General features: G+C 71.8%; 24 protein-coding genes. 14 read left to right on the plus strand and 10 right to left on the minus strand.

Going from position 1 to position 24,504, the window contains the following annotated elements; all coding sequences use genetic code 11:
- Nucleotides 1–9 precede the first annotated feature (9 nt).
- The gene (locus tag F1C12_RS16720; RefSeq protein ID WP_185276015.1) at nt 10–735 is read right to left on the minus strand and encodes a hypothetical protein; all 726 of its coding nucleotides are present in this window, start codon (nt 733–735) and stop codon (nt 10–12) included.
- 54 nt (nt 736–789) lie between these two features.
- On the opposite strand from F1C12_RS16720, the gene F1C12_RS16725 reads away from it, so the two are divergent.
- On the plus strand, nt 790–1,269 hold the full coding sequence (locus tag F1C12_RS16725; RefSeq protein ID WP_185276016.1) for a MarR family winged helix-turn-helix transcriptional regulator: 480 nt from the start codon (nt 790–792) through the stop codon (nt 1,267–1,269).
- Nucleotides 1,270–1,356: 87 nt separating this feature from the next.
- Here the strand turns inward: F1C12_RS16725 and F1C12_RS16730 are convergent, their stop codons facing one another.
- Nucleotides 1,357–1,704 (minus strand): SHOCT domain-containing protein, encoded by a 348-nt coding sequence (locus F1C12_RS16730; RefSeq protein WP_374939534.1) that lies wholly within the window; start codon nt 1,702–1,704, stop codon nt 1,357–1,359.
- Nucleotides 1,705–1,716: 12 nt separating this feature from the next.
- Nucleotides 1,717–2,184 (minus strand): DUF6325 family protein, encoded by a 468-nt coding sequence (locus tag F1C12_RS16735; protein ID WP_185276017.1) that lies wholly within the window; start codon nt 2,182–2,184, stop codon nt 1,717–1,719.
- A gap of 169 nt (nt 2,185–2,353) precedes the next feature.
- Here F1C12_RS16735 and F1C12_RS16740 point away from each other — a divergent pair, with 169 nt between their 5' ends.
- Nucleotides 2,354–3,598: an FAD-binding protein gene (locus F1C12_RS16740; RefSeq protein ID WP_185276018.1), complete on the plus strand. Its 1,245-nt coding sequence runs from the start codon at nt 2,354–2,356 to the stop codon at nt 3,596–3,598.
- Between the two features lie 4 nt (nt 3,599–3,602).
- On the opposite strand, the gene purD is transcribed toward F1C12_RS16740, so the two are convergent.
- Nucleotides 3,603–4,865: a phosphoribosylamine--glycine ligase gene (gene purD, locus F1C12_RS16745; RefSeq protein ID WP_185276019.1), complete on the minus strand. Its 1,263-nt coding sequence runs from the start codon at nt 4,863–4,865 to the stop codon at nt 3,603–3,605.
- Between the two features lie 58 nt (nt 4,866–4,923).
- On the opposite strand from purD, the gene F1C12_RS16750 reads away from it, so the two are divergent.
- The 9 genes from F1C12_RS16750 (at nt 4,924) to F1C12_RS16790 (ending at nt 13,729) form a co-directional block, all read left to right on the plus strand.
- A complete protein-coding gene (locus F1C12_RS16750) occupies nt 4,924–5,280 on the plus strand; it encodes a sterol carrier family protein (RefSeq protein ID WP_185276020.1) in 357 nt (118 codons plus the stop codon).
- A gap of 50 nt (nt 5,281–5,330) precedes the next feature.
- A complete protein-coding gene (locus tag F1C12_RS16755; protein ID WP_185276021.1) occupies nt 5,331–5,819 on the plus strand; it encodes an MFS transporter in 489 nt (162 codons plus the stop codon).
- Between the two features lie 33 nt (nt 5,820–5,852).
- Nucleotides 5,853–7,451: an amidophosphoribosyltransferase gene (gene purF / locus F1C12_RS16760; protein ID WP_185276022.1), complete on the plus strand. Its 1,599-nt coding sequence runs from the start codon at nt 5,853–5,855 to the stop codon at nt 7,449–7,451.
- Between the two features lie 52 nt (nt 7,452–7,503).
- Nucleotides 7,504–8,625, plus strand: coding sequence for a phosphoribosylformylglycinamidine cyclo-ligase (gene purM / locus F1C12_RS16765; protein ID WP_185276023.1), 1,122 nt, complete (start codon nt 7,504–7,506; stop codon nt 8,623–8,625).
- Nucleotides 8,626–8,801: 176 nt separating this feature from the next.
- The gene (locus tag F1C12_RS16770; protein WP_185276024.1) at nt 8,802–10,079 is read left to right on the plus strand and encodes a Calx-beta domain-containing protein; all 1,278 of its coding nucleotides are present in this window, start codon (nt 8,802–8,804) and stop codon (nt 10,077–10,079) included.
- 111 nt (nt 10,080–10,190) lie between these two features.
- Nucleotides 10,191–11,159, plus strand: coding sequence for an ABC transporter ATP-binding protein (locus tag F1C12_RS16775; protein ID WP_185276025.1), 969 nt, complete (start codon nt 10,191–10,193; stop codon nt 11,157–11,159).
- Nucleotides 11,156–11,899 (plus strand): ABC transporter permease, encoded by a 744-nt coding sequence (locus F1C12_RS16780; protein WP_185276026.1) that lies wholly within the window; start codon nt 11,156–11,158, stop codon nt 11,897–11,899. The genes F1C12_RS16775 and F1C12_RS16780 overlap by 4 nt, the downstream gene beginning before the upstream one ends.
- Nucleotides 11,900–11,937: 38 nt before the next feature.
- Nucleotides 11,938–13,083 carry a sensor histidine kinase gene (locus F1C12_RS16785; RefSeq protein WP_185276027.1) on the plus strand — a complete coding sequence of 382 codons (1,146 nt, stop codon included), beginning with the start codon at nt 11,938–11,940 and terminating at the stop codon, nt 13,081–13,083.
- Nucleotides 13,084–13,120: 37 nt separating this feature from the next.
- Nucleotides 13,121–13,729 carry a response regulator transcription factor gene (locus tag F1C12_RS16790; RefSeq protein WP_185276028.1) on the plus strand — a complete coding sequence of 203 codons (609 nt, stop codon included), beginning with the start codon at nt 13,121–13,123 and terminating at the stop codon, nt 13,727–13,729.
- 10 nt (nt 13,730–13,739) lie between these two features.
- On the opposite strand, the gene F1C12_RS16795 is transcribed toward F1C12_RS16790, so the two are convergent.
- Nucleotides 13,740–14,111, minus strand: a complete 372-nt coding sequence (locus tag F1C12_RS16795; RefSeq protein WP_185276029.1) for a nuclear transport factor 2 family protein — start codon at nt 14,109–14,111, stop codon at nt 13,740–13,742.
- A gap of 152 nt (nt 14,112–14,263) precedes the next feature.
- Entirely contained in the window at nt 14,264–14,461 is a 198-nt protein-coding gene (locus F1C12_RS16800) for a DUF3073 family protein (RefSeq protein WP_374939535.1), read from the minus strand.
- A 198-nt stretch (nt 14,462–14,659) separates the two neighbouring features.
- Between F1C12_RS16800 and F1C12_RS16805 the strand changes: the two genes are divergently transcribed.
- Complete coding sequence (locus tag F1C12_RS16805) at nt 14,660–15,721, plus strand: NAD(P)-binding domain-containing protein (RefSeq protein ID WP_185276031.1); 1,062 nt, start codon at nt 14,660–14,662, stop codon at nt 15,719–15,721.
- 465 nt (nt 15,722–16,186) lie between these two features.
- Here F1C12_RS16805 and F1C12_RS16810 read toward each other — a convergent pair whose 3' ends face one another.
- From F1C12_RS16810 to F1C12_RS16830, 4 genes are read right to left on the minus strand one after another with little or no spacing between them, the layout of a single operon-like run.
- The gene (locus F1C12_RS16810) at nt 16,187–19,039 is read right to left on the minus strand and encodes a glycogen debranching N-terminal domain-containing protein (RefSeq protein ID WP_258045958.1); all 2,853 of its coding nucleotides are present in this window, start codon (nt 19,037–19,039) and stop codon (nt 16,187–16,189) included.
- Nucleotides 19,036–19,950 carry a carbohydrate ABC transporter permease gene (locus F1C12_RS16820; RefSeq protein WP_185276032.1) on the minus strand — a complete coding sequence of 305 codons (915 nt, stop codon included), beginning with the start codon at nt 19,948–19,950 and terminating at the stop codon, nt 19,036–19,038. The genes F1C12_RS16810 and F1C12_RS16820 overlap by 4 nt, the downstream gene beginning before the upstream one ends.
- Complete coding sequence (locus tag F1C12_RS16825) at nt 19,947–21,080, minus strand: carbohydrate ABC transporter permease (protein ID WP_185276033.1); 1,134 nt, start codon at nt 21,078–21,080, stop codon at nt 19,947–19,949. The genes F1C12_RS16820 and F1C12_RS16825 overlap by 4 nt, the downstream gene beginning before the upstream one ends.
- Before the next feature lie 14 nt (nt 21,081–21,094).
- Nucleotides 21,095–22,342, minus strand: a complete 1,248-nt coding sequence (locus F1C12_RS16830; protein WP_185276034.1) for a sugar ABC transporter substrate-binding protein — start codon at nt 22,340–22,342, stop codon at nt 21,095–21,097.
- A gap of 363 nt (nt 22,343–22,705) precedes the next feature.
- On the opposite strand from F1C12_RS16830, the gene F1C12_RS16835 reads away from it, so the two are divergent.
- Both F1C12_RS16835 and F1C12_RS16840 read left to right on the plus strand, forming a co-directional pair.
- Nucleotides 22,706–23,743 carry a LacI family DNA-binding transcriptional regulator gene (locus tag F1C12_RS16835; protein WP_185276035.1) on the plus strand — a complete coding sequence of 346 codons (1,038 nt, stop codon included), beginning with the start codon at nt 22,706–22,708 and terminating at the stop codon, nt 23,741–23,743.
- Between the two features lie 63 nt (nt 23,744–23,806).
- Nucleotides 23,807–24,409: an antibiotic biosynthesis monooxygenase gene (locus tag F1C12_RS16840; protein WP_185276036.1), complete on the plus strand. Its 603-nt coding sequence runs from the start codon at nt 23,807–23,809 to the stop codon at nt 24,407–24,409.
- Nucleotides 24,410–24,504: the final 95 nt, after the last annotated feature.

The following is a 24,504-nucleotide window of genomic DNA, read 5'->3' on the forward strand; positions in this document are numbered from 1 at the left end:
CATCCCCGATCACGACCGCACCTCCGCACGCACACCCGCGCGGTCCCGCACATCCCGGCGGTCCTGCGGCAGCAGGAAGCCCGCCGCAATCAGCCACGCCATCCCCGCGAAGCGCCCGATCGGGAGCAGGAACTGCAACGGCTCTACGGCGAGCGACAGGAAGGAGAGCTCAGACAGCGCCGCCACCACCAGCCCAGCCCAGGCCAGCCAGCGCGGGAACAGGCCGAGGATCACGCCGGGCACGGCCATCCCGGCGATCAGCAGGCCGAGGCCGACGACGTAGCCGACGCCTCCTGCGAGGAAGGCCAGGAAGGAGAAGGCGAGTGCGAGGCGCGGGTCCGACGTCAGCTCCGGCCGGCTCAGCAGGTAGCTGCCGAACGCAGACACCATCAGCAGGATCGACGCGGTGAGACCGCCCGCGAAGCCGATCGCCGGGCCGGGGACGCGCACGCCCAGGCGCTGGAGGCGCGCGAACGCGGTGGCTGCGTAGATGCCGAGCGGCACGGCGGAGCCGAACTGCAGCATGGCCCCGACGCGGATGCCGGCCCAGTCCGCATGGGCGTGCGCGGCGACCGCGTCCGCGCCGGCGAACGGCGAGAGGAACACCCCCGCGCCGGACAACGCGAAGCCGACGATCAGCGCGAGCAGGAACAGCCCCGCGTGGACGACCGCGAGGATGCCCATCGGCGGGCCGTCCGGGCGGCGACGACGGGGAGTCGACTGGATATCGTTCATAATTGAAATGATTACATTGTGTAATCGTTACGCGCAAGCGCTATTCTGGATTCCGTGACGTCCACCCCCCAACGCGCCCGCCGCGGAGCCCCGCCGCGCACCGCGTTCCTGCTCGCCCAGATCGGAGCGGATGCCGCCGACCGCTTCGCCGAGCGCGTTGCCGCGCTGGGGCTGACACCGCGAGAGGCCGGGGCGATCCGCGTGCTCGGCCGACGCCAGGGGCTCAGCCAGCGCGAGCTCGCCGAGCAGCTGGGGACGGTCCCGAGCCGGCTGGTCGCGCTGGTCGACGAGCTGGAGGCGAAGGGCTTCGTCGTCCGCGAGCGCAGCGAGGGCGACCGGCGCAACAACGTGCTCACCCTCGCGCCGGACGGCGAGCGGATGCTGGCGCGGCTGCGGGAGGTCGCCGAGGCGCACCAGGGGGACGTGCTGTCCCCGCTCGATGACGAGGAGCAGGTAGCGCTGGCGGCGCTCCTTGCCAAGCTGGCCGCAGCCTCCACCGTCCCGCCCGACGGCCACCCCGGCTTCCGCCGCTGACGCCGAGGGGCACGTAAACGCCCCTAAAAGAGTCTTTTGAGGGCGTTTACGTGCCCCTCGACGGAGGCTGATGCTCCGGGGCGCGGGTCAGGCGAGCAGCTTGGCTTTCGCGGCGCTGAACTCCTCGTCCGACAGGATGCCCTGCGAGTGCAGGGTGGCGAGCTGCTGGATCTTCGCCATCATGTCGTCGGCCGGAGCCGCGGCCGGAGCAGCCGGAGCCGCCGCGGCCTGCTGCGCCGCCGCGTCCTGTGCGGCCTGCTGCATCTGCGCCTGTTGCTGCTGCTGCTCGTACGCCTGCTGCTCGTACTTGTCTTCCGCCCGCTGCGCCTGCCGCCGCTGCACGTTGCCGGACACGGCGGTCGCCGTTCCGGCAACGACGGCCGTGCGGGCTGCCATCCCGATCAGTCCCGGGCGTCCCATTCGTCCTAAAGGCATGTTCTCCGCTCCTCAGCTCTCGACCGTCTCGACGTCGGTGTCGGACTCCACGTAGTCCTCGAACTCCCCGGCCACGACCGCGTTGACGACCGGCGCGGGGATGCGCTCGCTGTGGACCACCAGACCGCCCGCCTGGAAGAACTTGCTGGCGAGCTCCTTCGCCCAGAGGTGCTCGATGACCATGATCGCGCCGGTCGTGCCCGGCTCGATCAGCTCGGCGATGGAGTCCACATCCTCCGCTCCTGCGAGGCCTCCGGCGTCCAGGCTGATGTCCGCCATGCCGATCTCGTCGCCGATCTCCTCCAGCTCCACGATCTCCACACCGCCGTCGGCGTGGCGCATCACGAACACGAGGTCGAGGAGGCGGACCGTGCCGCTCTCCACCAGGTCGAGGATGGCCTGGACCACCCCGGGCGACGGCCTGTCGTTGTCGAACTGGGCGACGATGAACTCCGCCGGACCGTACTCGAATTCAGCCATCTCAAGCCTCCGTCCGCGGGCCGGTCCCGCTTTCACGGCACAAGATACACAGGCGTACCCGGCCCGGCAATGACCGATTTCCGGCTCCAGGAGGCGGCGGAATGCGCACGGTCACATCCCTAGACTGGAACCCATCGGACACAGCCGTCGGCGCGAGGAGAGGACCCTGGTGGGCGAGAAGAACTGGGCAGGAAACCATGAGTACCGGGCGCAGCGGATCGCCCGCCCGGCCAACGTGGAGGAGCTCCGCGACGTGGTGACGGGCGCCGCCTCGGTGCGGGCCCTCGGCAGCAGGCACTCGTTCAACGACCTCGCGGACACCGACGGCGTGCTGGTCAGCACGGCCGGCCTCCCGGCGGACATCCGCATCGACCCGGACGCCCGCACGGTGACCGTGGGCGGCGGCGTCCGCTACGGCGACCTGGCCCGCGAGCTGCAGGCGGCGGGCTGGGCGCTGCACAACCTGGCGTCGCTGCCGCACATCTCGGTCGCCGGAGCGATCGCGACCGCGACGCACGGCTCGGGAGACCGCAACGGCAACCTGTCGACCGCGGTCGCCGCGCTGCGCATCCTCACCGGGTCGGGCGAGCTGGTGGACTTCGCGCGCGGCGACGCCGGGTTCGAGGGCGCGGCCGTCTCGCTCGGCGCGCTGGGAGTGGTGACGGAGGTCGTCCTCGACATCCGGCCGACGTTCGACGCGCGGCAGCGGCTGTTCGGCGGCGTCCCGTGGGAGGCCGTGACCGGGCGCCTGAACGAGGTCACGTCCGCGGCGTACAGCGTCTCCCTCTTCACGACCTGGGACGAGGACACCGTCTCGCTGGCCTGGCTGAAGGAGCTGGACGGCGCTGCGACGGCGATCTCCGACGACTTCTTCGGCGCTCCCGCGCTCACCGAAGCGCGGCACATGATCGCGGCGATGGACGTCCGCAACACGACCGAGCAGCTCGGCGTGGTGGGCCCGTGGAGCGAGCGCCTCGCGCACTTCCGGTTCGAGTTCACGCCGTCCAACGGTGAGGAGATCCAGTCCGAGTACCTGGTGCCCCGGGCGCGGGCGGTGGAGGCCATTCAGGCGGTGCGCGAACTGGGCCCGGTGATCGCGCCGCTGCTGCAGATCAGCGAGATCCGTACGGTCGCCGCGGACGACCTGTGGCTCTCGAGCGCGTACGGGACGGACGTGGTCGGCCTGCACTTCACTTGGTTCCGCGACCAGGCCGGTGTGGAGGCGGTGCTCCCGGCGCTGGAGGCGGCGCTGCTGCCGCTCGGCGCGCGCCCGCACTGGGGCAAGCTGTACGTCGACGCGGACGGGGTCGTGCCTGCGCTCTACCCGAAGCTGGACGAGTTCCGGGCGCTCGCGTCGGCGCTCGACCCGGAGGGACGGTTCCGCAACCCGTTCCTGGACCGCTTGCTGAAGTAGCGCGTCAGCGGCGCGCCACCCGCGCCGCGATGTCCGTCCGGTACTGCGCCCCCTCCAGCTCGATGCGCGCGACGGCGTCGTACGCCCGCTCGCGCGCCTCGTCGAAGGTCGTCCCGCGCGCGACGACCGAGAGGACGCGGCCGCCGGTCGCCAGCAGCGCGCCGGTGTCGGCGTCCCGTGCGGTCGCGGCGTGCGCGATCGTGACCTCCGGGACCTGCGCCGCCTCGTCCAGCCCGGTGATCGGCCGGCCGGTCTGCGGCGCCTCCGGGTAGCCCTCGCTCGCGAGCACCACGGTCACGGCGGTGTCGAACGCGAACTCGGGGCGCGGCATCCCGGACAGCTCGCCCGTGGCTGCGCCGTAGAGCAGCGTCGACAGCGGGGTGAGCAGCCGCGGCAGCACGACCTGCGTCTCGGGGTCGCCGAAGCGCGCGTTGAACTCGATCACGCGGATGCCCTTCGACGTCACGATCAGGCCGCAGTACAGGAGGCCGATGAACGGCGTCTGCTCGGAGGCCAGCTGCCGCACGGTCGGCAGGGCGATGGTGTCGATGACCTCGTCCACGAAGTTCTCCGGAAGCCAGGGGAGCGGCGAGTAGGCGCCCATCCCGCCGGTGTTCGGGCCGGCGTCGCCGTCGAGGAGGCGCTTGTAGTCCTGCGCCGGGCTGAGCGGGAGGACGGTGTGGCCGTCGCTGACCAGGAACAGTGAGACCTCCTCGCCGTCCAGGAACTCCTCGATCAGGACGCCGCCCTGCGCGAGGTAGTGGCGGGCGTGCTCGACGGCCGCGGCGCGGTCGGAGGTCACGATGACGCCCTTGCCCGCCGCGAGGCCGTCGGCCTTCACGACGTACGGGGCGCCGAACTCGTCCAGCGCGCGCTCGGCCTCCGCGAGGGTGCTCGCGCGGGCGGCGCGGCCGGTCGGGACGCCGGCCTCCTCCATGATCCGCTTCGCGAACGTCTTGGACCCCTCCAGCTGGGCGGCGGCGCGGCCCGGGCCGAACACCGGGATGCCGCGGGTGCGCAGCGGGTCCGCGACGCCGGCGACCAGGGGAGCCTCCGGACCGATCACGACGAGCTCGACGCCGTTCTCGATCGCGTACTCGGCGACGGCGGCGCCGTCCAGGGGGTCGAGGCCGGTCTCGACGGGGACGTCGGCCGCGATCCCGGCGTTGCCCGGGGCCGCGACGATCGCGTGCCCGGCCTCCTCGGCCAGGAGCGCGGTGATGATGGCGTGCTCGCGGGCACCGGAACCGAGGACCAGAATCTTCACGCGACCCATGCTAGAGGGCGCGGGCGCGGCCGTCCGACCCGGGTGCGAGGATGGGGGCATGGCCAGAGCGAAGATCACCGACGACGTCGGCGGCGCGGCCGTCCGCGGCGCGCTGGCGGAGGGTGCCGACCGCAACACGACGGCCACCGCCGTGCGTTACCTCCTCCAGCGCCTGGCCGAGCGCGCGCCCGGCAACACCGTGGAGGTGCGGGTGCCCCCGTTCGGTGCTGTGCAGTGCATCCCGGGCCCGCGGCACACGCGCGGGACGCCGCCGAATGTGATCGAAACGGACGCCGCGACCTGGCTGGCGCTGGCCTCCGGGACCCTCTCCTGGGATGCCGGGATCGCCTCCGGCTCCGTGCACGCCTCCGGCCAGCGCGCGACCCTGGACGGCCTCCTCCCGCTCCGGTTCTGACGGCGCCCGCCGTGGGCATCCGCTCAGGTGCGGTGAGGGAGAATGGAGGCATGAGCCTGAACCCGGAGGAGTCCGCCGTGCCCGAAGAGGCGCACGCCGCCGACACCGCCGAACCCGGGCAGCCGGACGCCGAGGCGGCCCCGCAGCCCGACCCCGAGGTCGACGCCACCGTCACCGAGGCCGAGGTGCGCGTCCACCGCTCGCCGCGGTACTTCCGCTTCATGCTCACCGGAGCCGTCGTCTTCGGCGTCATCGCCCTCATCCTCACCTACGCCTTCCCGGCGAACCCGACCTACGACCGCGGCCAGGTCTTCGGCTTCCTGCTGGCGATCTGCGCGACCATCGGCGTCGCCGTCGGCGCGCTGGTCGCCCTCCTGATCGACCGCGCGGTCACCCGCCGGGCCCGCACCGTGCAGGCGGATAGAATCGACGTGCGCCTTCCCGACCCTGCCGCCGAGCTCGACACCGAGCGCGGTGCGGAGCCGGGTCCCGATTCGGACGCGCGGGGCAACGGCTCCCGCCCGTCCGTCGACAGCTGAACATCCCGGAATTCCTCGAGAAAGGGGCCCGCTGTGGCCGGAGGCGACGGTCGTCTGAGTCATGATCTTCTGCCCGGTGAGAAGGGGCCGCAGGACGCCTGCGGCGTCTTCGGAGTGTGGGCGCCCGGCGAGGAGGTCGCCAAGCTCAGCTACTTCGGCCTCTACGCCCTGCAGCACCGCGGGCAGGAGTCCGCGGGAATCGCGACGAGCGACGGCGACAAGATCCTCATCTACAAGGACATGGGGCTCGTCTCCCAGGTCTTCAACGAGAACGCGCTGAACTCGCTGCCCGGCCACATCGCCGTCGGCCACACGCGCTACTCCACCACCGGCGCCTCCAGCTGGCAGAACGCGCAGCCGACGCTCGGCCGCACCTCCAGCGGAACCGTCGCGCTGGGCCACAACGGCAACCTGACCAACACCGCCGAGCTGATGCAGCTCGTCCACGAGCGCTACCCGCAGCTCGACGGCGAGCTGTCCCGCGGCAACACGACCGACACCGCCGTCGTCACCGCGCTGCTCACCGGCGACCTCGACCACACGCTGGAGGCCACGGCGCTGGAGGTGCTGCCTAAGCTGCGCGGCGCCTTCTGCCTGGTCTTCATGGACGAGCACACCCTCTACGCGGCGCGCGACCCGCAGGGCGTGCGCCCGCTGGTGCTCGGCCGCCTGGAGCGCGGCTGGGTCGTCGCGTCCGAGACCGCCGCACTCGACATCGTCGGCGCGAGCTTCGTGCGCGAGGTGGAGCCCGGCGAGCTGATCGCGATCGACGAGAACGGCCTCCGCACCCAGCGCTTCGCCACCGAGAAGCGCGCGGGCTGCGTCTTCGAGTACGTCTACCTCGCCCGGCCGGACACCACGATCGCCGGCCGCGGCGTCTACGAGGCCCGCGTCGAGATGGGCCGCCAGCTCGCCCGCGAGCACGAGGTGGAGGCCGACCTGGTCATCCCGACGCCCGAGTCCGGCACCCCGGCGGCGATCGGCTACGCGCAGGCGTCCGGCATCCCGTTCGGGCAGGGCCTGGTCAAGAACTCCTACGTCGGCCGCACCTTCATCCAGCCGTCGCAGACCATCCGCCAGCGCGGCATCAAGCTCAAGCTGAACCCGCTCAAGGAGGTCATCAAGGGCAAGCGCCTCGTGGTGGTCGACGACTCGATCGTGCGCGGCAACACGCAGCGCGCGCTCGTCTCGATGCTGCGGGAGGCCGGAGCGGCCGAGGTGCACGTCCGAATCTCCAGCCCGCCCATCACCTGGCCGTGCTTCTACGGGATCGACTTCGCCTCCCGCGCGGAGCTGATCGCGACCGGCCTGGGCGTGGACGAGGTCCGCCAGTCGATCGGCGCCGACTCCCTCGGCTACCTGTCGGAGGACGGCATGATCGCCGCGACCGACCAGCCGCGCGAGCGCCTGTGCACCGCGTGCTTCACCGGCGTCTACCCGATCGAGCTGCCCGACGCCCACCACCTCGGCAAGAACCTCCTGGAGCGCCCGGGCGACGACGCTGCGGAGCGTGCGGCGACGGTCGAGGCGACCGACACCGGCGCGGACGCGTCGAGCGACGGCTGCGAGCCGGGGCCGGACTCGGAGTACGAGCGGCTGCTGTCGTTCGGGGACCCGGGGCGGCAGGAGTAGGGGCTGCCGAGCGCGGTCGGCGGCGAGTAGGGCGCCCGGATACCATGGAGCAGTGACCGAGCCCACCGCATCCTCGTCCTCCTCCTATGCCGCCGCAGGCGTCGACACCGCCGCCGGCGACCGCGCCGTCGAGCTGATGAAGGCCGCTGTGGCGCGCACGCAGGGCCCGCAGGTACTGGGCGGGGTCGGCGGGTTCGCGGGCATGTTCGACGTGTCCGCGCTGAAGGTGTTCCGGCGGCCACTGCTCGCGACCTCGACCGACGGCGTCGGCACCAAGGTCGCGATCGCGCAGGCGCTCGACAAGCACGACACCATCGGCCAGGACCTGGTCGGGATGGTCGTCGACGACATCGTCGTGGTGGGAGCGCGCCCGCTGTTCATGACCGACTACATCGCGTGCGGCAAGGTCGTCCCCGAGCGGATCGCGGCGATCGTCGCCGGGATCGCCCGCGCCTGCGAGGAGACCGGCACGGCGCTGGTCGGCGGCGAGACCGCCGAACACCCCGGCCTCCTCGGCCCGGACGACTACGACGTCGCCGGCGCGGCGGTCGGCGCGGTGGAGGCCGACGAACTGCTGGGCGCCGAGCGCGTCCGCGACGGCGACGTGGTGCTCGCGCTGGCGTCGTCCGGCATCCACTCGAACGGCTTCTCGCTGGTGCGGCACATCCTCGCGCAGCGCGGCATCGCCTTCACCGACCGGCTGGACGAGTTCGGCGGCACGGTCGGCGAGGCGCTGCTGGAGCCGACCCGGCTCTACACGTCGCCGCTGCTGCGGGTGCTCGAGAACCCGTCGTTCGCGGGCGCTGTGCACTCGCTCAGCCACGTGACCGGCGGCGGAATCGCCGCGAACCTGGCGCGGGTCCTCCCGGTCGGATCGTGGGTGGAGGTCGACCGCTCGACCTGGTCGCCGAGCCCGGTGTTCCGCGTGCTGAGCGACCTGGCCGGCAGCAGCCTGGAGTCGTCGGAGGGCACCTGGAACCTCGGCATCGGGATGTTCGCCGTCGTCGCGCCGGAAGCCGCGGACGCGATCGCTGCGGCGATCACGGCGGACGGCATTCCGGCCTGGCGGGCCGGTGTGGTGTCGACGGCGGGGCGCGATCTGGGCGGGTTCGAGCAGGGCGCCAAGGGCGTCGACGGCGGCGCGGTGCGGCTCGTGGGGGCGTACGCGAGCTGACGGGCGCCCGCCGCGCTTCGCCATCGGAGGACTTCCGCGCCCCCGGCGGGCCGATCTCCTCCGCTGACTGCGATTCGGCGTTGTCGGGCACGCGATCTCCTCCGTTGGCGACCCCGCCCGACGTGCCCCCTTCGTGGAGGCGCGGAGCAGCGCGGGCTCCCGCTAGGGTGGCCAATGTGACCCCCAACGCCAGCCTCCGCTTGGCGTGCGCGCTGGGGGCGGCGCTCGTCGCGGTGGCGCTCGCGGGGGCGCCCGCGTTCGCGGCGGCGACACCGAGCCCGACGCCGACCCCGAGTCCGACGGCCACGGCCGGCCCGGACGACCTCACCCCGTTCGTCGACTGCGTCCAGGACGCCCCGCTCGGCGCCGTGACCTCGCGCACCGTGGTTCTCGGCTACCGCTCGACGGCCTCCGCGCCGGTGTCCCTGACTCCCGGTTCGGGCAGCGACGACCTGTCGCCGGGCGCCGCCGACCGCGGGCAGCCGTCGGCCTTCCTCCCGGGCGAGCACCACGGCGCGTGGCTGCTGACGGTGGATGCCGCTGCCGAGCCGTCGCTGACCTGGACGCTGGGCGGCCGATCGGCCACGGTCGACGCGTCCGCCCCCGCCTGCACCGACGCCACCGCGGTCGCCCTCAGTGCGCCGGCGACCGCGACCTCCACGGGCACGATCGCCGTGTCCGCGACCGTCAGCCGGTTCCTGCTCGGGGCGCCGGACGCCGGCACGGTCGCGTTCGCCATCGACGGCGCGTCAGCAACGACGGTCGCCGTCGCCGCGGGCGGCGTCGCCCGAGCCGACCTGGCCGCCCCGGCCGCGGGCGCCCACACCGTCACCGCGACCTTCGCTCCCGCCGCCGGCTCCACCCTCCGGGCCGCCACGGCAACCGCGCCGCTGACGGTCGCCGCGGCGTCCGGTCCGCTCGCCGTCGTGGCGGACAGCGTCGTCTCCGGCAGCACCTCCGTCACGGTCACCGTCACGCGCTCGGCCGCCGCCGGCCGGGTCACCGCGGACTTCGCGACCGTCGACGGAACGGCGCATGCCGGAACCGACTACGCCGCGGCCTCCGGAACCCTCGCGCTCGCCGACGGCCAGGCGACCGCGACCACGACGGTGAGCCTGCCCGCCCGCGCCCCCGGCTCGCCGGCCTCCGTGTTCTTCGTAGTCCTGAAGCACGCGACGGCGGAGGTCGGCGGCGCGGTCGCGATGGTGTCGTTGCCCGCAGTCCCGGCCGCGACCCCGGCGTCGGTCGCGGCGGGGACCACCGGCGGAGGAGGCGCGGCGGGCGCGGCCTCCGCGCTCCCGCAGGGCGACCCGACCGCGCACACGCCGGTCGCCGGCGCCCCCGCCGGCCAGGACCTCCTTCTCCTCCTGGGCGCCGCCCTGATCACGGTCGGGGGCATCGCGGGTGTGATCGGGCTGTTCCGGTCGGTGCGCACCCGCGACGCGCTGTTCTGATCGGGCGTGGGCGACGCCAGGATGACGGGCGATCGGCCCATGACAAACGTCACCCCGAATCCCTGACGCCTCCCCTGCGCGGTGCCGCCCCGCACCCGGCACTCTGAGACGGTGAACACCTCACCAGCCATCCGCCTCAGCGGCCTCCGCAAGACATTCGGGTCGCTCACCGCCGTCGACGGCGTCGACCTGACCGTGAACGCCGGGGAGGTCATCGCCCTCCTCGGCCCCAACGGCGCAGGCAAGTCCACCACCATCGACCTCGCGCTCGGGCTCGCGCGCCCGACCGCCGGCACCGCCGAGCTGTTCGGCGAGGACCCGCGGCGCGCGATCCGGGAGGGGAGGGTCGGCGCGATGCTGCAGGGCGGCGCGCTGCTGCCCACCCTGACCGTCGCCGAGTCCGTCGCGCTCGTCGCGTCCGCGCACAAGCATCCCCTCAGCGTCGCGGAGGCCCTGGAGCGGGCCCGCTGCACCGAGATCGCCAAGCAGCGCGTGTCCAAGCTGTCCGGCGGCCAGATGCAGCGCGCGCGGTTCGCCGTCGCCGTCGTGTCGAACCCCGACCTGCTGTTCCTGGACGAGCCGACCGCCGCCATGGATGTGGAGGCCCGGCGCACCTTCTGGCTCTCCATGCGGGAGTTCACCGACCAGGGCCGCACCGTCGTCTTCGCCACGCACTACCTCGACGAGGCCGACGCCTACGCCGACCGGATCGTCATGCTCGCCCGCGGCCGCGTCGTCGCCGACGGCACCCCCGCCGAGGTGAAGGCCGTGGTGTCGGGACGCCGGATCGCCGCCACCGCCGGCTTCGCGTGGACGGCGGCCGTCGCCGCCGAGCTCGCCGGCCTCCCGGGCGTCCGCAGCGTCGACCAGCGCAACGGCCGGCTGTCGATCGTCAGCGACGACTCCGACGCCACCCTCCGCGCCCTCCTCGCGGCGCACGACGACCTCCACGACATCGAGGTCACCGCGCACACGATGGACGACGCGTTCCTCGCCCTGACCGAGTCGCGGGACGCGTCGCGCGACGAAGCCACGGCACAGCCCCAGCACCACTCCGACCCCGAAGGAGCCCTCCGATGAGCATCGCCTACCTGGGGCGCGAGTCCCTCCGCCAGCTCAAGAACATGCGCGCCATGATCTTCACGCTCGCCGTCCCGCTCGTCATGCTGCTGGCCTTCGGCGGCACGTTCGGAGGCCGCGGCCAGGTCGACGCCGTCACGCACCTGCCGTGGATCGTCGTCACGACCATCCAGGTGTCCGCGTACGGCGGCATGATGGCCGCGCTGTCGCAGGCGTTCAACATCGTGACGGAGCGCTCGCTCGGCTGGAACCGCCAGCTCCGGGTCACGCCGCTCACCGGCACCGGCTACCTGGTGTCCAAGCTCGTCGCGGCCCTGGCGCTCGCCCTGCTCAGCATCGTCGTCATCGTCACGGTGTCGATCGTGCTGTACCACCCCGACCTCCCCGCGATGAGCTGGATGCTCGCCTGCCTGGCGATCTGGGCCGGCGTCGTTCCGTTCGCCCTCCTCGGCATCCTGATCGGGCAGTTCGCCAAGCCGGAGTTCGCGCAGCCGCTGTTCATGGCCGTGTTCATGGGGATGGCGGTGCTGGGCGGGCTGTGGATCCCGCTGCAGATCTTCCCCGCCTGGGTCGCGAACGTCGCACAGGCCGTCCCGTCGTACTGGCTCAACCGGGTCGGGCAGCTCGGCGCGCTGCAGAGCGGCGACGCCCTGACGCCCGCGCTCGTGCTGACCGCCTGGACGCTCGCGCTCGGCGCCCTGATCGTGTGGCGCTACCGGCGCGACGCGGCGCGCGGCTGAGCCGCGGGCGGCGGGCCACGGCTGGCTAGGGTAGGGACGTGTTCAGCAGCGACGTCGAGGAGTACCGGCCCACGGGAGTGTGGGCACGGCTGACGCACCGCTCCGCCTTCCGCTGGTACCCCGGCGCGGCGATCGGCCTGCTGTACCAGATCTCCGTGCTCGTCGGCCTGTGGACCTCCCCCGGCCTGCTGACCACGAAGATCGTCTCGACCGCGCTGCTGACGCTCGTCTACGCGGGCTTCCTCGCCCTCCCGCCCATCCTGTGGTGGGAGGGCGAGCGTACGCGGCTGATCGGCGTCCTCGCGTACTTCGCGCTGACGCTGACGCTCATCCCGTTCATCGGCATCGACACCCTCTGGACATGGGTCTACGTCGCGTGCGTGGCCGGGATGTCGATCGCGCGCACCTGGGTGTCGAACACGATCATCGGCTCGCTCGGGGCGGTGCAGATCGTCGTGTTCCTCCTCACGGACACGTTCGCGGACGCGTGGTTCATCGCCCTGATCACGGTCTCCATCGGCATCATGATGAGCGCGTTCGCCCGCCAGATCGACACTCTCCGCCGGTTGCGGAACGCGCAGGGCGAGATCGCGCGCCTGGCCGTGGTGGACGAGCGGGCCCGGTTCTCGCGCGACATGCACGACGTCCTCGGCCACTCGCTGACCGTGGTCACCGTGAAGTCGGAGCTGGCGCGCCGCCTCATCCCGGTCGACCCGCGGCGGGCGGAGGAGGAGCTGGCCGACATCGAGCGCCTCACCCGCTCGGCGCTCGCCGACCTCCGTGCCGCCGTCGCCGGCTACCGGGAGATGAGCCTGTCCACCGAGCTCGCCGCCGCCCAGGCGGGACTCGCGGCCGCCGACATCCAGGCCCACCTCCCGCGCAACGGCGAGGACGTCGCCCCCGAGCTGCGCGAGCTGTTCGGCTGGGTGCTGCGGGAGGGCGTGACCAACGTGATCCGGCACTCCGGCTCCCGCAACTGCTGGGTGACGGTGGAGCCGGACGCTCTGCGGATCGAGGACGACGGCCGCGGGCCTGCGCCGTTCGCGGCCGAGCGGCGCGAGCTCGTGCGCGGCTCGGGGATCGCCGGGCTGACCGACCGGGCGCGGGAGTTCGGGGCGGCGGTGACGGTGGAGGCCGGCCCGCGCGGGGGGACGCTGCTGACGGTGAAGCGGGTGGCCGCATGATGCGCCGTCCGGTCGCCACCGCCGGGAAGGTGGCCGCATGACCATCCGCCTGCTCCTCGCCGACGACCAGGCCCTCGTCCGCGGCGCGCTCGCCGCCCTGCTCGACCTCGAGTCCGACCTGGAGGTCGTCGCCCAGGTCGGCCGGGGCGACGAAGTCCTCGACGCGGCGCGCGCGACCTCCGCCGATGTCGCGCTGCTCGACGTGGAGATGCCCGGGCTGGACGGCATCCAGGTCGCCGCGGAGCTCGCGCGGGAGCTCCCGTCGTGCCGGTCGCTGATCGTGACGACGTTCGGACGTCCCGGCTACCTGCGCCGGGCGATGGAGGCCGGCGCGGCCGGCTTCATCGTGAAGGACACGCCCTCCGGCCAGCTCGCCGACGCCGTCCGCCGCGTCGCCTCCGGGCTGCGCGTGGTCGACCCCGCGCTCGCCGCCGAGTCGCTCGCGTCGGGTGCGTCACCGCTGACCGTCCGGGAGGCCGAGGTGCTGGCCGTCGCGGGCCAGGGCGGGACGATCACCGACATCGCGCGCCGCCTCCACCTCAGCGACGGGACGGTGCGCAACCACCTGTCCAGCGCGATCGGCAAGACGGGCGCGCGGAACCGCTCCGAGGCGGTCGCGATCGCGACGCGGCAGGGGTGGTTGTAGGCGCCCTCGCCTAGAGGCCTGGGCGGGTTCCGGCGGGCGCCGTCTGTGCGACGTCGGTCCAGACCTCGGTCATCCGTCCGATCAGCCCGTCCCGCACGCGGATGAATGTCGCGCACTCGAAGTGGTCCAGGCCGTCGTTCCCTCGCCCCGTCACATGGGAGCGGCAGGCGGCGTGATCCGCGTCGCCGACGATCTCCTCGACGCGAAGGTGGTCGAATCCCGGGTACTCCGCGTTCAGCCGGATCCAGGACGCGCGGTCGAAGGTCTCCCCGGTGTGGACGTATCGGCAGGAGAAGTCCTCGTGGAGGAATCCGGCCAGGTCGCTCCAGCGATGGTCGTCGATCGCGGACATCAGCCCGCTCAGAAGCTCCACGGCAGTCACGTGCCCAGGCTACTGGCCGTCGGCCGCACGGAATCGACGCGTCGCACGCCCTCAGGCAACAGGAAAGACCGGCGCGCGCGGACGTCGCCGGAATCGTCAGCGTGGGTTAACGCAGCCCGCTCGGGTGATCGCGGAGATGACGCGGGCGTCGCTCAGGCGCGCTTCGGCGTCTCGGACTCGCTGTCCTCGTACTCGTCCTCGTCGGCGTCGTCGTACCCTTGGGTGTCGTCGTCGCCATCCGGGTCGTAGTCGGCCCACGCGTCGTACTGGTGCTCGTCGTCGTGGTGGGAATGTCCGGTGAGCTCACGCTCGAGCGCGTCGTAGTTGACGTTCGGACTGAACGACTTCAACTGACGAGCGATCTTGGTGTGCTTTGCCTTTTGACGGCCGCGCCCCATGCGTGACCCCCTTTTGGTCATGCCCGGGGAATGGCACCCGGGGATCCAACAGAAACAGTGAAAACTAGCATCGAGTTTAGCATGGTGACCCCCATGGACCCCGAGTTCCCGTACAGCGTCGAATGATGGAATGAGCGCGTGATCAGTGGCATGACCGACACCCAGGTGGTGATCGTCGGCGCCGGGCAGGCCGGGCTGGCGGTCGCCTACTACCTGCGCCGGTTCGAACTGGTCCCCGGACAGGATTTCGTGATCCTGGACCGCGGCCCGAGCACCGGCGGCGCCTGGCAGCACCGGTGGGACGCCCTGCGTCTCGGCAGCGCCCACCACGTGAACGACCTCCCGGGAATGGCGGAGCTGGGTCTCAGCTTCGAGACCGCCGACCGCGCCCTCCCGGCCAAGGACATCGTCGCCGGCTACTACCGCCGCTACGAGGAGCACTACGGCCTCGAGGTGCAGCGTCCTGTGACGGTCTCGCGGGTGTTCGACCGCGGGGCGGACCTGGTCGTCGCGCATGACCGCGGCGAGACCCGCGCCCGGGTCGTCGTGAACGCGTCGGGCACCTGGGGCGCGCCGTTCATCCCGTGGTACCCGGGGATGAACGACTTCGCAGGGCGCCACGTGCACACGTCGTCGTACGTGTCGGCGGAGGAGCTGGCGGGCAAGTCGGTCGTGGTGGTCGGCGGCGGCACGAGCGCGATCGGCTTCCTGCTGGAGCTGGAGGGCGTGGCCGCGAGCCTGACCTGGGCGACGCGTCGCCCCGTGGACTTCCGCAACGAGTCCGAGCTGACGATCGAGGGCGGCGTGGCCGCGGTCTCCGCCCAGGACGCGGCGGCTCGCGCGGGGCAGGCCCTCCCGAGCATCGTGAGCGGGACGGGCGTGCCCCGCACGCGCCGCGTCGCGGCCGGGATCGACCGCGGGCTGCTGGTGGAGCGCGAGATGTTCTCCCGGATCGAGCCCGATGGTGTGGTCTGGTCGGACGGCACGAAGACGAACGCGGACGCGATCATCTGGGCGACCGGCTTCCGCCCGGAGCTGCGCCACCTGGCGCCGTTGAAGCTGCGCGAGAAGGCGGGCGGGCTCACGGTGGCCTCCGGCGCGTCGTGGCAGGACTCCCGGATCTTCCTCGCGGGATACGGACCGCAGGCGAGCACGATCGGCGCGAACCGGGCCGGGCGCGTGATCGCGCGGCAGATCATGGCGCAGATCTAGGCGTGCCACGCCGCCGACATTCGTGCCGAATGTCGGCTTTGCGCGTTCGGTAGCCGCGATTCGTACCGAATGTGGGGTCCGTTCGGGCGTGCGGGGGGGCGCCGACATTCGTGCCGAATGTCGACTCTGCGCGGCGGAGAGGCGCGATTCATGCCGAATGTGCGTGCGTTCGTGGAGTGCGACGGCGGGCATTCGTGCCGAATGTCGACTCTGCGCGGCGGAGAGGCGCGATTCGTGCCGAATGTGCGTGCGTTCGTGGAGTGCGACGGCGGGCATTCGTGCCGAATGTCCGCTTTGCGCGTGCGGGAGCCGCGATTCGTGCTGAATGTGCGTGCGTTCGTGGAGTGCGACGGCGGGCATTCGTGCCGAATGTCCGCTTTGCGCGTTCGGTAGCCGCGATTCGTGCCGAATGTCGACGTCCACGCGCGGGGGTGCGGGGTCGGCATTCGGCACGAACGGCGCGGGTCAGACCTCCAGGTCGCGGGGTGCGCCCGCGAAGCGGAGGCCGCTCACGCGGATGCTGCCGGCGCCGGGGGTGGGGCGCACGTCGAGTGAGCCGGCCTGGGCGTCGGCGCGGAGGCCGAGGCGGGCCGAGAGGACGGCGACCGCGGCGGCCGCCGACCACGCCTGCGGGCGGCAAGCGGCCGGGTAGGGGATCGGCGCGCTGGTCTGCTCTGCCGAGTCGCCGGAGTGCAGCTCGGGCATCCGGTAGCTGAAGCCGTCCGCGGCGGCGAGCAGGCCGTCGGCGAGGAGGTCGGCCTCCGCGGTGTGGCCGTCGCGCGACAGCCCCATGATCGCGATCGCGGTGTCGTGCGCCCAGACCGAGCCGCCGTGGTAGCTGAGCGGCCAGTAGCCTCCGGAGTCGGTCGACATGGTGCGGAGGCCGTAGCCGGAGGACAGCTCGGGCGACGCCAGGCGGCGCGCGATCAGCGCCGACTGCTCGGGTGTGAGGATGCCGGTGCCGAGCAGGTGGCCGATGTTGCTGGTGACGGTGTCGACCTTGCGCTTGGCGGCGTCGAGCGCGACGGCGGGGTAGGCGCCCGCCGGGTCGTCGATCCAGAACGCGGCGTCGAAGCGGGTCTTGAGCTCCGCGGCCCAGTCGCGCCACTCGTCGCCGCCCTCCAGACCGAACGCGTCGAGCAGCTCGGCGCCGCCGACCGCCGCCTCGTAGGCGTAGCCCTGGACCTCGCAGAGCGCGATCGGGCCGTCCGCGAGCGTGCCGTCCTTCCACTGGATGGAGTCTCCCGAGTCCTTCCAGCCCTGGTTCGCGAGGCCGTGGCCGGTGGTGTCGACGTACTCCAGGAAGCCGTCGCCGTCGCTGTCGCCGTGATCCCGCATCCAGGCGAGCGCCGCCTGCATGGCGGGGAGCAGCTCGCGCACCTCGTCGTCGGCCATGCCCCACTTCCACGCATCGTGCAGGAGCCCGATCCAGAGCGCGGTCGCGTCGACGGTGCCGTAGTAGAGCGGCGGCAGGACGACGCCCTCGCCCGGGATGGTGAGGGCTGCCGGACGCAGCTCGTGCATGATCTTGCCGGGCTGCTCGGCCGTCTCGGAGACGGTCTCCGTGCCCTGGAAGTGCGCCAGCACGCGGAGGGTCGAGGCGGCGATGTCGGTGCCGAGCGGAAGCAGCAGGCGCGCGGCCCAGAGCGAGTCGCGGCCGAACAGCGTGAAGAACCACGGGGCTCCGGCGGCGAGGAAGGTGTCGTCCGGCCGCGCGGTGGTCGACATGCGCAGCGACTGGAGGTCGGCGAGCGCGCGGTCGAGCCAGGAGGCCAGCCGGGAGTCGCCGGTGGACGCGCGGAACGCGGCCCACTCGGCCGACGGGGCGGCGCCCGCGACGACCGCGGTGGGGTCGTCGACGTCGATGGCCCAGTCGAGGGTGACGTGGCCGTGGGCGGGCACGTCGATCTCCCAGCGGAGGGCGGCGTCCTGGCCGTCGACCGAGACGCGCGCGTCGGGGGCGGCCAGAGTCGCGGTCACAGGTCCGGAGCGGAAGACGATGCGGCCATTGGCCGACTCGCTCGACACCGGATGTTCGGCGCCCGTCAGTCCCGCCTTGATCGTCTGCATCGGCGTGAAGTCGGCGCGCACCGCGACCTCGACCGTCGTCGTGATCGGGGTGCGGAGGGCGTTGCGCACGACGATCCGCTCCCGCAGGCTCCCCGCCACGACCGTGCGCGTGCGGTCCAGCCGGACGCGGGGGTCGGCCGTGGCATCGTCGATCCGCCGGGCGAGCGCGGTGAAGACGGCGCTCGCCGCGTCGGGGCCGGCCGTGGCGATGTGCTCGGGCACGTCGCCGCCGACGGTCAGGAGGATGCGGTCGAGCACCCGGAGGTCCGAGTGGTAGAACCCGTGGATCCCGCCGCCGTCGACGGCGCCGTCCGCGGCGGACCAGGCTTGGCTGGGCGCGGTGAGCACCACGACGCTGTCGTGCAGCAGGGGTTGGAGCGGCTGGGTCATCGTGGCGTTCGCGCCTCCTCGATCGTGGATGGGGTGGGGGTCGGGGTGGTTGTGGGGGACGGGGTCGTAGTGGGGGATGGGGTCGTGATGGGGGATGGGATGGAGGAGGTGGCGGGGGGACGGCAGCACCCGCGGCTCGATGCGCGTCTCGCTGATCACCGCCCGTCCATCGACCTCGGTGCGCAGGATGCGCCACACGGCCGCGTCCTCCCGCTCCGAGACGATCTCCACCAGCGTCGTGCCTCGGTAGACCAGCCCGGTGCCTTCCTCGAGCGCATACCCCTCGGGCAGCTCACCCGACGCGACCGCCGCCTGATGCGCAGGCCGGCGTCGCGGGTCCGAGTCGTAGTGGACCGCGAGCGATCCCGGTACCAGCCCGAGACCGTCGGGGAGTGCGGAGATGTCCGGCCCGCGCGAGGCGGTCGTGCCGCCTTCGTGCCAGCACAGGCCGCCGGCCGACCCGCCTGCGAGGACGACGCCGCGCTGCCACGCCTCCCGCAGGATCTCGTCCAGCCCGTGCGCGCGCCAGACGGCGAGGAGATTGAGCAGGCTCCCGCCACTGACCCACACCACGTCCTGGGCGAGGATGTGCTCGCGGAGGTCGGGGATGTTCGGGTGCGGGAAGAAGCGCACGTGCGACGCGTCGACCCCGGCCGCACGTGCAGCCTCCAGCTCGCCGCCTTCGACGTGCCGCTGGTCGCCGCCCGCCGTGTTGATGTGCGTCACGCGCGGCGCGCGGCCGGTGACCCGGGCGAGCTCGATCGCATGGTGGAGGAGCGGACCGTAGAGGGAGTCCGTCCACTCTCCGGCGACCAGGCCGCCGCAGGTGGCCAGGATGGTCGGTGCGATGGCCGTCACTCCTTCACCGCCCCGTCGCTGGAGTTCATGATGCGGCGCTGGAAAATGAAGAACAGTACGGCGACCGGGATGGTCATGATGGCCGCGGCGGCGAGCTTGATCGGGTACTGGCTGCCCTGGCTGAGCTGCCCGCTGGCGAGCCCCGCGACGCCCTTCGTCAGCGTGGTGAGCGCCGGGTCCTGCGTCGAGATGATGAAGTGAGCGAGCTCGTTCCACGAGCCCTGGAACGACAGGATGATGATCGTGATGAGCGCCGGCCGCGCCATGGGCAGCACGATCGACCAGAACACCCGGAAAGTGCCGGCGCCGTCGATGCGCGCCTGCTCCTCGACGCTGGCCGGGATGGACTCGAAGAAGCCCTTCATGATGAAGACGCCCGCCGCGTCGGTCAACAGCGGCAGGATCATGCCGGTGTACGAGTCGTACATGCCGAGTTGGTTGATGACGAGGAACTTCGGGATCAGCAGCACGACCATCGGCACGGACATGACCGCCACGAGCGCGGCGAACACGAACCCGCGGCCGCGGAAGTGCAGCCGGGCGAGGGCGTAGCCGGCGAGCGAGTCGAAGAACACCCGGCCGATGGTCACGAACACGGTGACGATGGCCGAGTTCATGAACCAGATCGGGAAGTCCGAGTTGAGGAACAGCTTCGTGTACGCCGCCGTCGTCCACACCTGGGGGATGAGCGACACCGGATTGGCCGTCGCGTCCGCGTCGGTCTTGAACGAGGTCGCGAGCTGGATGAGGAACGGCATGATGTACACGACCGCGAGCACGACGAGGATCGCGTAGCTGACGGACGTGGCGGCGACGCTCCCGGTGCTGCGGCGGCGAGGCCGGGCGGGACGCGGGGCGACGCTGCCCGGTGAGGTCGCGGCGGAGGGTGCAGCGGTGGAGGTGGCGGTCATCCCAGGCCTCCCTTCGTGGCGGAGCCGGACGAATTGCTCGGCGCGGTGGACGCGATCAGCAGAGCGTCGTAGGGCCGCATGCGCCGCTTGGACACCGTGCGCTCGCGCAGCACCCAGCGCTGGAAGATCGTGAACAGCACGATGATGATGAACAGGATGAACGCGATCGCGGCGCCCTGGCCCCACTCCTGGTTGTTGAACGAGGTCTGGTACGACAGATAGGCCGGAGTCAGCGTCGTCTTTCCCGGCGCGCCCCTGGTGCCGGTGTAGATCTGGTCGAAGACCTGCCAGCAGCCGATCAGGCCGAGGGTCAGCACGGTGAAGAGCGTCGGCCGCAGCTGCGGGAGCGTGATCCGCCAGAACCGCTGCCAGCCGTTCGCGCCGTCCATCATGGCGGCCTCGGTGATGTCGCCGCCCAGGTTCTGCAGGGCCGCGATGAAGAGCAGCATGAAGGTGCCGCTCGTGGTGAACACGGCCATGATGATGTAGGCCGTCATGGCCACGGACGGCCCGCCCAGCCAGTCCCACCAGGAGACGCCGAGCAGGGTGTTCTGAGTGAGGGCGGCGGGGCCGGTGCTGACGCCGAACAGGCCGAGGAGGTTGTGGATGATCCCGCTCGGGTCGTTGAACCAGTTCGGTCCGTTCACGCCGAACCAGGAGAGCACCTTGTTGACGGCGCCGGAGGTGCTGAACAGGAAGAGCCACAGCACGGTGATGGCGACCGAGCTGGTCACCGACGGGAAGTAGAAGGCGGTGCGGAAGAAGCCTCGCCCGCGGAGGACGGCCCGGTTGACGAGCACCGCGAGGAAGAGCGCGACCGCCGTCTGGATGGGGACGACCAGCACGACGTACCAGGCGTTGTTCTTCAGCGCCATGCCGAAGTCCTGCTCGGCGAGCCCGCCTCCGGCCAGGAGCGTCGAGTAGTTCTTGAGCCCGACGAAGTTCACGTCGGACGCGAAGGGGCTGCCGCGCCCTCCCCAGTCGGAGAAGCTGACCCACAGCGCCATGAGCACCGGGATGACGAGGAACACGCCGAGCAGCAGGATGACCGGGGCGGTGAACAACCACCCCGAGGCGGCCTCGCCGCGCCGGATTCCGGAACGGCGAGACCGACTCGTGGCTTGCGACATGGTGGATACGATCCTTACTTCAGCGCTTCGAGGTTCTTCTGCGTGGCGTCGAGGATCGTCTTCGGGTCGCTCGTGGCCAGCGTCTCCAGCTTGCTGTTGAGGTCGGTCACGACATCGGCCGCGCCCTTGGCGGTCGGCACGCCCTTGGCGTAGTCGGCGGCGTTGAGGAACGGGACCAGGTCGGGGTTGGCCGACTTCCACTCGCTCGCGGCGGACTTGATCGACGGCATCGGACCGAAGGCCTGCGAGAAGGCGAGCTGGTCGCCCTTGCTGGTCAGCTTCTCGACGAGCTTGAGCGCGGCGGCCTGGTTGGGGCTGTCGGCGGCGATGCCCCAGCAGTTGGTGAACTGGAGGGTGCCCTGACCGGCGGGGCCGGCCGGGAGCTCGGCGACCTGGTACTTGATGTTCGGGTAGTCGGACTTCATGGCGCCGGTGATCCAGTTGCCCTCGATGGTCATCGCGGCCAGGCCCTTGCCGAAGGCCTCGCCGCCCCAGCCCGCGCCGAGGTCCTTGGCGTACTTGAGATCGCCCGCGTTCAGCATCTGCTTGACGAAGTCGAGCGCCTTGACGTTGGCGTCGCTGTTCGCGGTCGCCTTGGTGCTGTCGTCGTTCATCAGGTTGCCGCCCGCCTGGACCATGAAGGAGCCGATGCGAGCGTACTCACCGGAGATGCCGAGGCCGACGTGGCCGCCGCCGGTGAGCTTCTTCGAGACCGCCTGCAGCTGGTCCCAGGTCTTGGGGATGTCGCTGGCGGTGAGGCCGGCGGCGCTCCACATGTCCTTGTTGATGACGAGCTGGAGGGTCGAGAAGTCCTTCGGCGCGCAGTAGAACTTGCCGTTGTAGGTGAAGGACTTGACCAGGCTCGGGTAGAAGTCGCTCTTGTTGGAGAGCTGGTCGCCGTACGCGAGAAGCGAGCCATTGGAGGCGTAGCCGGCGAGCGCGTCGGTCGAGAGGTAGAACACATCCGCCGGCTTCTTCGCCGCGAAGCCCTGCGAGAGCTGCTGGTTGAGGTCGCTGGCGGCGACGACGCTGGCCTTGGTGCCCGAGCTCTTGCTCCAGTCGGACACGGCGGACTTGACCGCGGCGGTCTCGGCGTCGCCGGACGAGCCGATCATGACCGTCAGCGCCTTGCTGGACGAGGTCAGCTTGCCGGTGTCGCTGCTGCCGCTGCCGCCGAAGCCTGAGCCGCAGGCGGTGAGGGCCAGTGCGGCCGCGGCGGCGACGGCGCCGCCCGCGAGCCAGCGGGATGTGATTCTGCGCATGTGTTTCTCTCCTTGGTGTGAGTGTGCCCGAACGGACGGGCTCACGCGGTGGGGGTGCGGAAGTCGTGGATCGTTCGCGGTGGACGCGGACCTGTGGAGGACATCGCGGCGAACGCGCCGGGGATGGCCCGCTGCTCTGCGCGCATCCGACCTCCTGTGGTCTCGTTTCCGGTAAGACGTCCCTTTGATCGATCAAATTCGGTGATGCTACAGTGCATTTTGAACGATCAAACGGGGACGCTGTCACCATACTCACGGCCTTCTGGACGTGTCAAGCGGGGCAGCGGGCCAGCGCGAACGCGCAGCGGTAAGGTCTGAGACAGCGTCTCCGGCCCGCCCGGAGCGCGTCGGGGAAGGAACAGCATGGGCGCACAGCCGACGGTCAGCGACGTCGCCGACGCCGCCGGCGTCTCGCGGCAGACTGTCTCCAACGTGCTGAACACCCCGGCGATCGTCCGTCCGGAGACCCGCGAGCGCGTCGAGGAGGCCATCCGCTCGCTCGGCTACCGGCCGCATGCCTCCGCGCGCCGCCTCCGCACGCAGAAGAGCTCCACGATCGGCATCCGCCTCGACCCGATGACGCGCGACGGCATCTCCGGCAGCGTGCTCGACCGCTTCCTGCACGCGCTCACCGAGCAGGCCGACCGCAAGGGCCTGCGCGTCCTGCTGTTCACGGCGGACGGTCCGGAGGACGAGATCGAGCAGTTCCGCCGGCTGTCCGATGGTGCGGACGTGGACGCGTTCGTGCTGACCTCCACCTTCCACGGCGACCCCCGCACGGAGTGGCTGATCGAGCACGGCCAGTCCTTCGTCACGTTCGGCCGGCCGTGGGGCATCGACGACATGACCGACCCGCTGCACCTGTGGGTCGACGTGGACGGGCGCTCGGGGCTGCGCGAGGCGACCGACCACTTCCTCGCGCAGGGCCTCCGCCGGATCGGCTACCTGGGCTGGCCGGCCGGCTCCGGCACCGGCGACGACCGCCGGGCGGGCTGGCTCGAGGCGATGCGGGAGGCGCACGCCGTCGACGAAGCCACCCTCGCGACCCTGGAAGAGGCGGCGGAGGACGGCGTGACGTACGGCGCCGAGGGCATGCGGCGGCTGGCGGCCCGCGTCGAGCTGGAGGCCGTGGTCTGCGCCTCCGACTCGCTCGCTCTGGGCGCGCTGACGGCGACGGGAGGCCGCATCCCGGTGATCGGCTACGACGACACCCCGGTCTCGGCGTCGCTCGGGTTCTCGAGCGTGCGCCAGCCGCTGGACGAGGTCGCCGCAGGCGTGCTCGAACTACTGACCGGCGCGCACGGCGGCCGCGTGCGGTCGGCGGTGGACGACCCGCGGCACCGGCTGGTGACGCCGCAGCTCGTGGTCCGGGAGGGCGGCAGCCTGATCGGCGCGCGCTGATCGGCATCCGCTGAGCGCATCCCGCGAAACGCGCCCGAAACCCGCGGCGGCGACAATGGACGCATGACTCCACAAGAGCCGAACGTCTCCGCGCCACAAGCGCAGAACCCGGACACACCCCCGCGCATCCCCGTCACCGTCTCGATCACCCGCCGCGTCGACCCCAGCCGCCTCCCCGAGGTGACGCACTGGGTCCAGGCGGGCGTCAACCTCGCCAACACGTACGAGGGCTTCCTCGGCTCGGGCTGGGTTCGCGCGAACGCCCACTCGCACGAGTGGCACATGCTGTACCGCTTCGCCGACGCCGCGTCGCTGGAGGCGTGGGAGGCCTCCGACGAGCGCGCCGAGTGGCTCTACGAGGGCCGCGAACTGGTCGAGGTGTCGCGCGTGGAGCGCCGCACCGGCATCGAGGGCTGGTTCGACGAGCCGCAGCCCGGCGTCCCCGCCGCGCCGCCGCGCTGGAAGCAGGCGGTCACCATCTGGCTCGGCTTCTTCCCGCTGTCGCTCGCCTTCACGTACATCACCTTCTATCTGGTGCCCGGCTGGCACCAGCTCTGGCCGCTCGCGACCGTGCTCATCACGACTCTGCTGCTGACGCCGACGATGACCTATTTCCTACTGCCGTTCGTCACGCGCCTCCTGCACCCCTGGCTCGTCCGGCGCTGATCCGTCGCGACTCGGGGATGTCCCTGAGCCGACCCTGAGATTCGCTCGAAACGCTTGCGTCACGCCAACTCGCGATATATCGTGAATACGTCAAC

This window comes from Leifsonia shinshuensis (assembly GCF_014217625.1).
GTDB classification, from domain to species: Bacteria; Actinomycetota; Actinomycetes; order Actinomycetales; family Microbacteriaceae; genus Leifsonia; species Leifsonia shinshuensis_A.

Coding starts and splice junctions, on each gene's coding strand:
- F1C12_RS16790 (WP_185276028.1), top strand. CDS start 13,121: ATGACCATCCGCCTGCTCCTCGCCGACGACCAGGCCCTCGTCCGCGGC.
- F1C12_RS16750 (WP_185276020.1), top strand. CDS start 4,924: ATGGCCAGAGCGAAGATCACCGACGACGTCGGCGGCGCGGCCGTCCGC.
- F1C12_RS16755 (WP_185276021.1), top strand. CDS start 5,331: ATGAGCCTGAACCCGGAGGAGTCCGCCGTGCCCGAAGAGGCGCACGCC.
- F1C12_RS16835 (WP_185276035.1), top strand. CDS start 22,706: ATGGGCGCACAGCCGACGGTCAGCGACGTCGCCGACGCCGCCGGCGTC.
- F1C12_RS16730 (WP_374939534.1), bottom strand. CDS start 1,704: ATGCCTTTAGGACGAATGGGACGCCCGGGACTGATCGGGATGGCAGCC.
- F1C12_RS16840 (WP_185276036.1), top strand. CDS start 23,807: ATGACTCCACAAGAGCCGAACGTCTCCGCGCCACAAGCGCAGAACCCG.
- F1C12_RS16720 (WP_185276015.1), bottom strand. CDS start 735: ATGAACGATATCCAGTCGACTCCCCGTCGTCGCCGCCCGGACGGCCCG.
- F1C12_RS16825 (WP_185276033.1), bottom strand. CDS start 21,080: ATGTCGCAAGCCACGAGTCGGTCTCGCCGTTCCGGAATCCGGCGCGGC.
- F1C12_RS16735 (WP_185276017.1), bottom strand. CDS start 2,184: ATGGCTGAATTCGAGTACGGTCCGGCGGAGTTCATCGTCGCCCAGTTC.
- F1C12_RS16820 (WP_185276032.1), bottom strand. CDS start 19,950: ATGACCGCCACCTCCACCGCTGCACCCTCCGCCGCGACCTCACCGGGC.
- F1C12_RS16780 (WP_185276026.1), top strand. CDS start 11,156: ATGAGCATCGCCTACCTGGGGCGCGAGTCCCTCCGCCAGCTCAAGAAC.
- F1C12_RS16805 (WP_185276031.1), top strand. CDS start 14,660: ATGACCGACACCCAGGTGGTGATCGTCGGCGCCGGGCAGGCCGGGCTG.
- F1C12_RS16830 (WP_185276034.1), bottom strand. CDS start 22,342: ATGCGCAGAATCACATCCCGCTGGCTCGCGGGCGGCGCCGTCGCCGCC.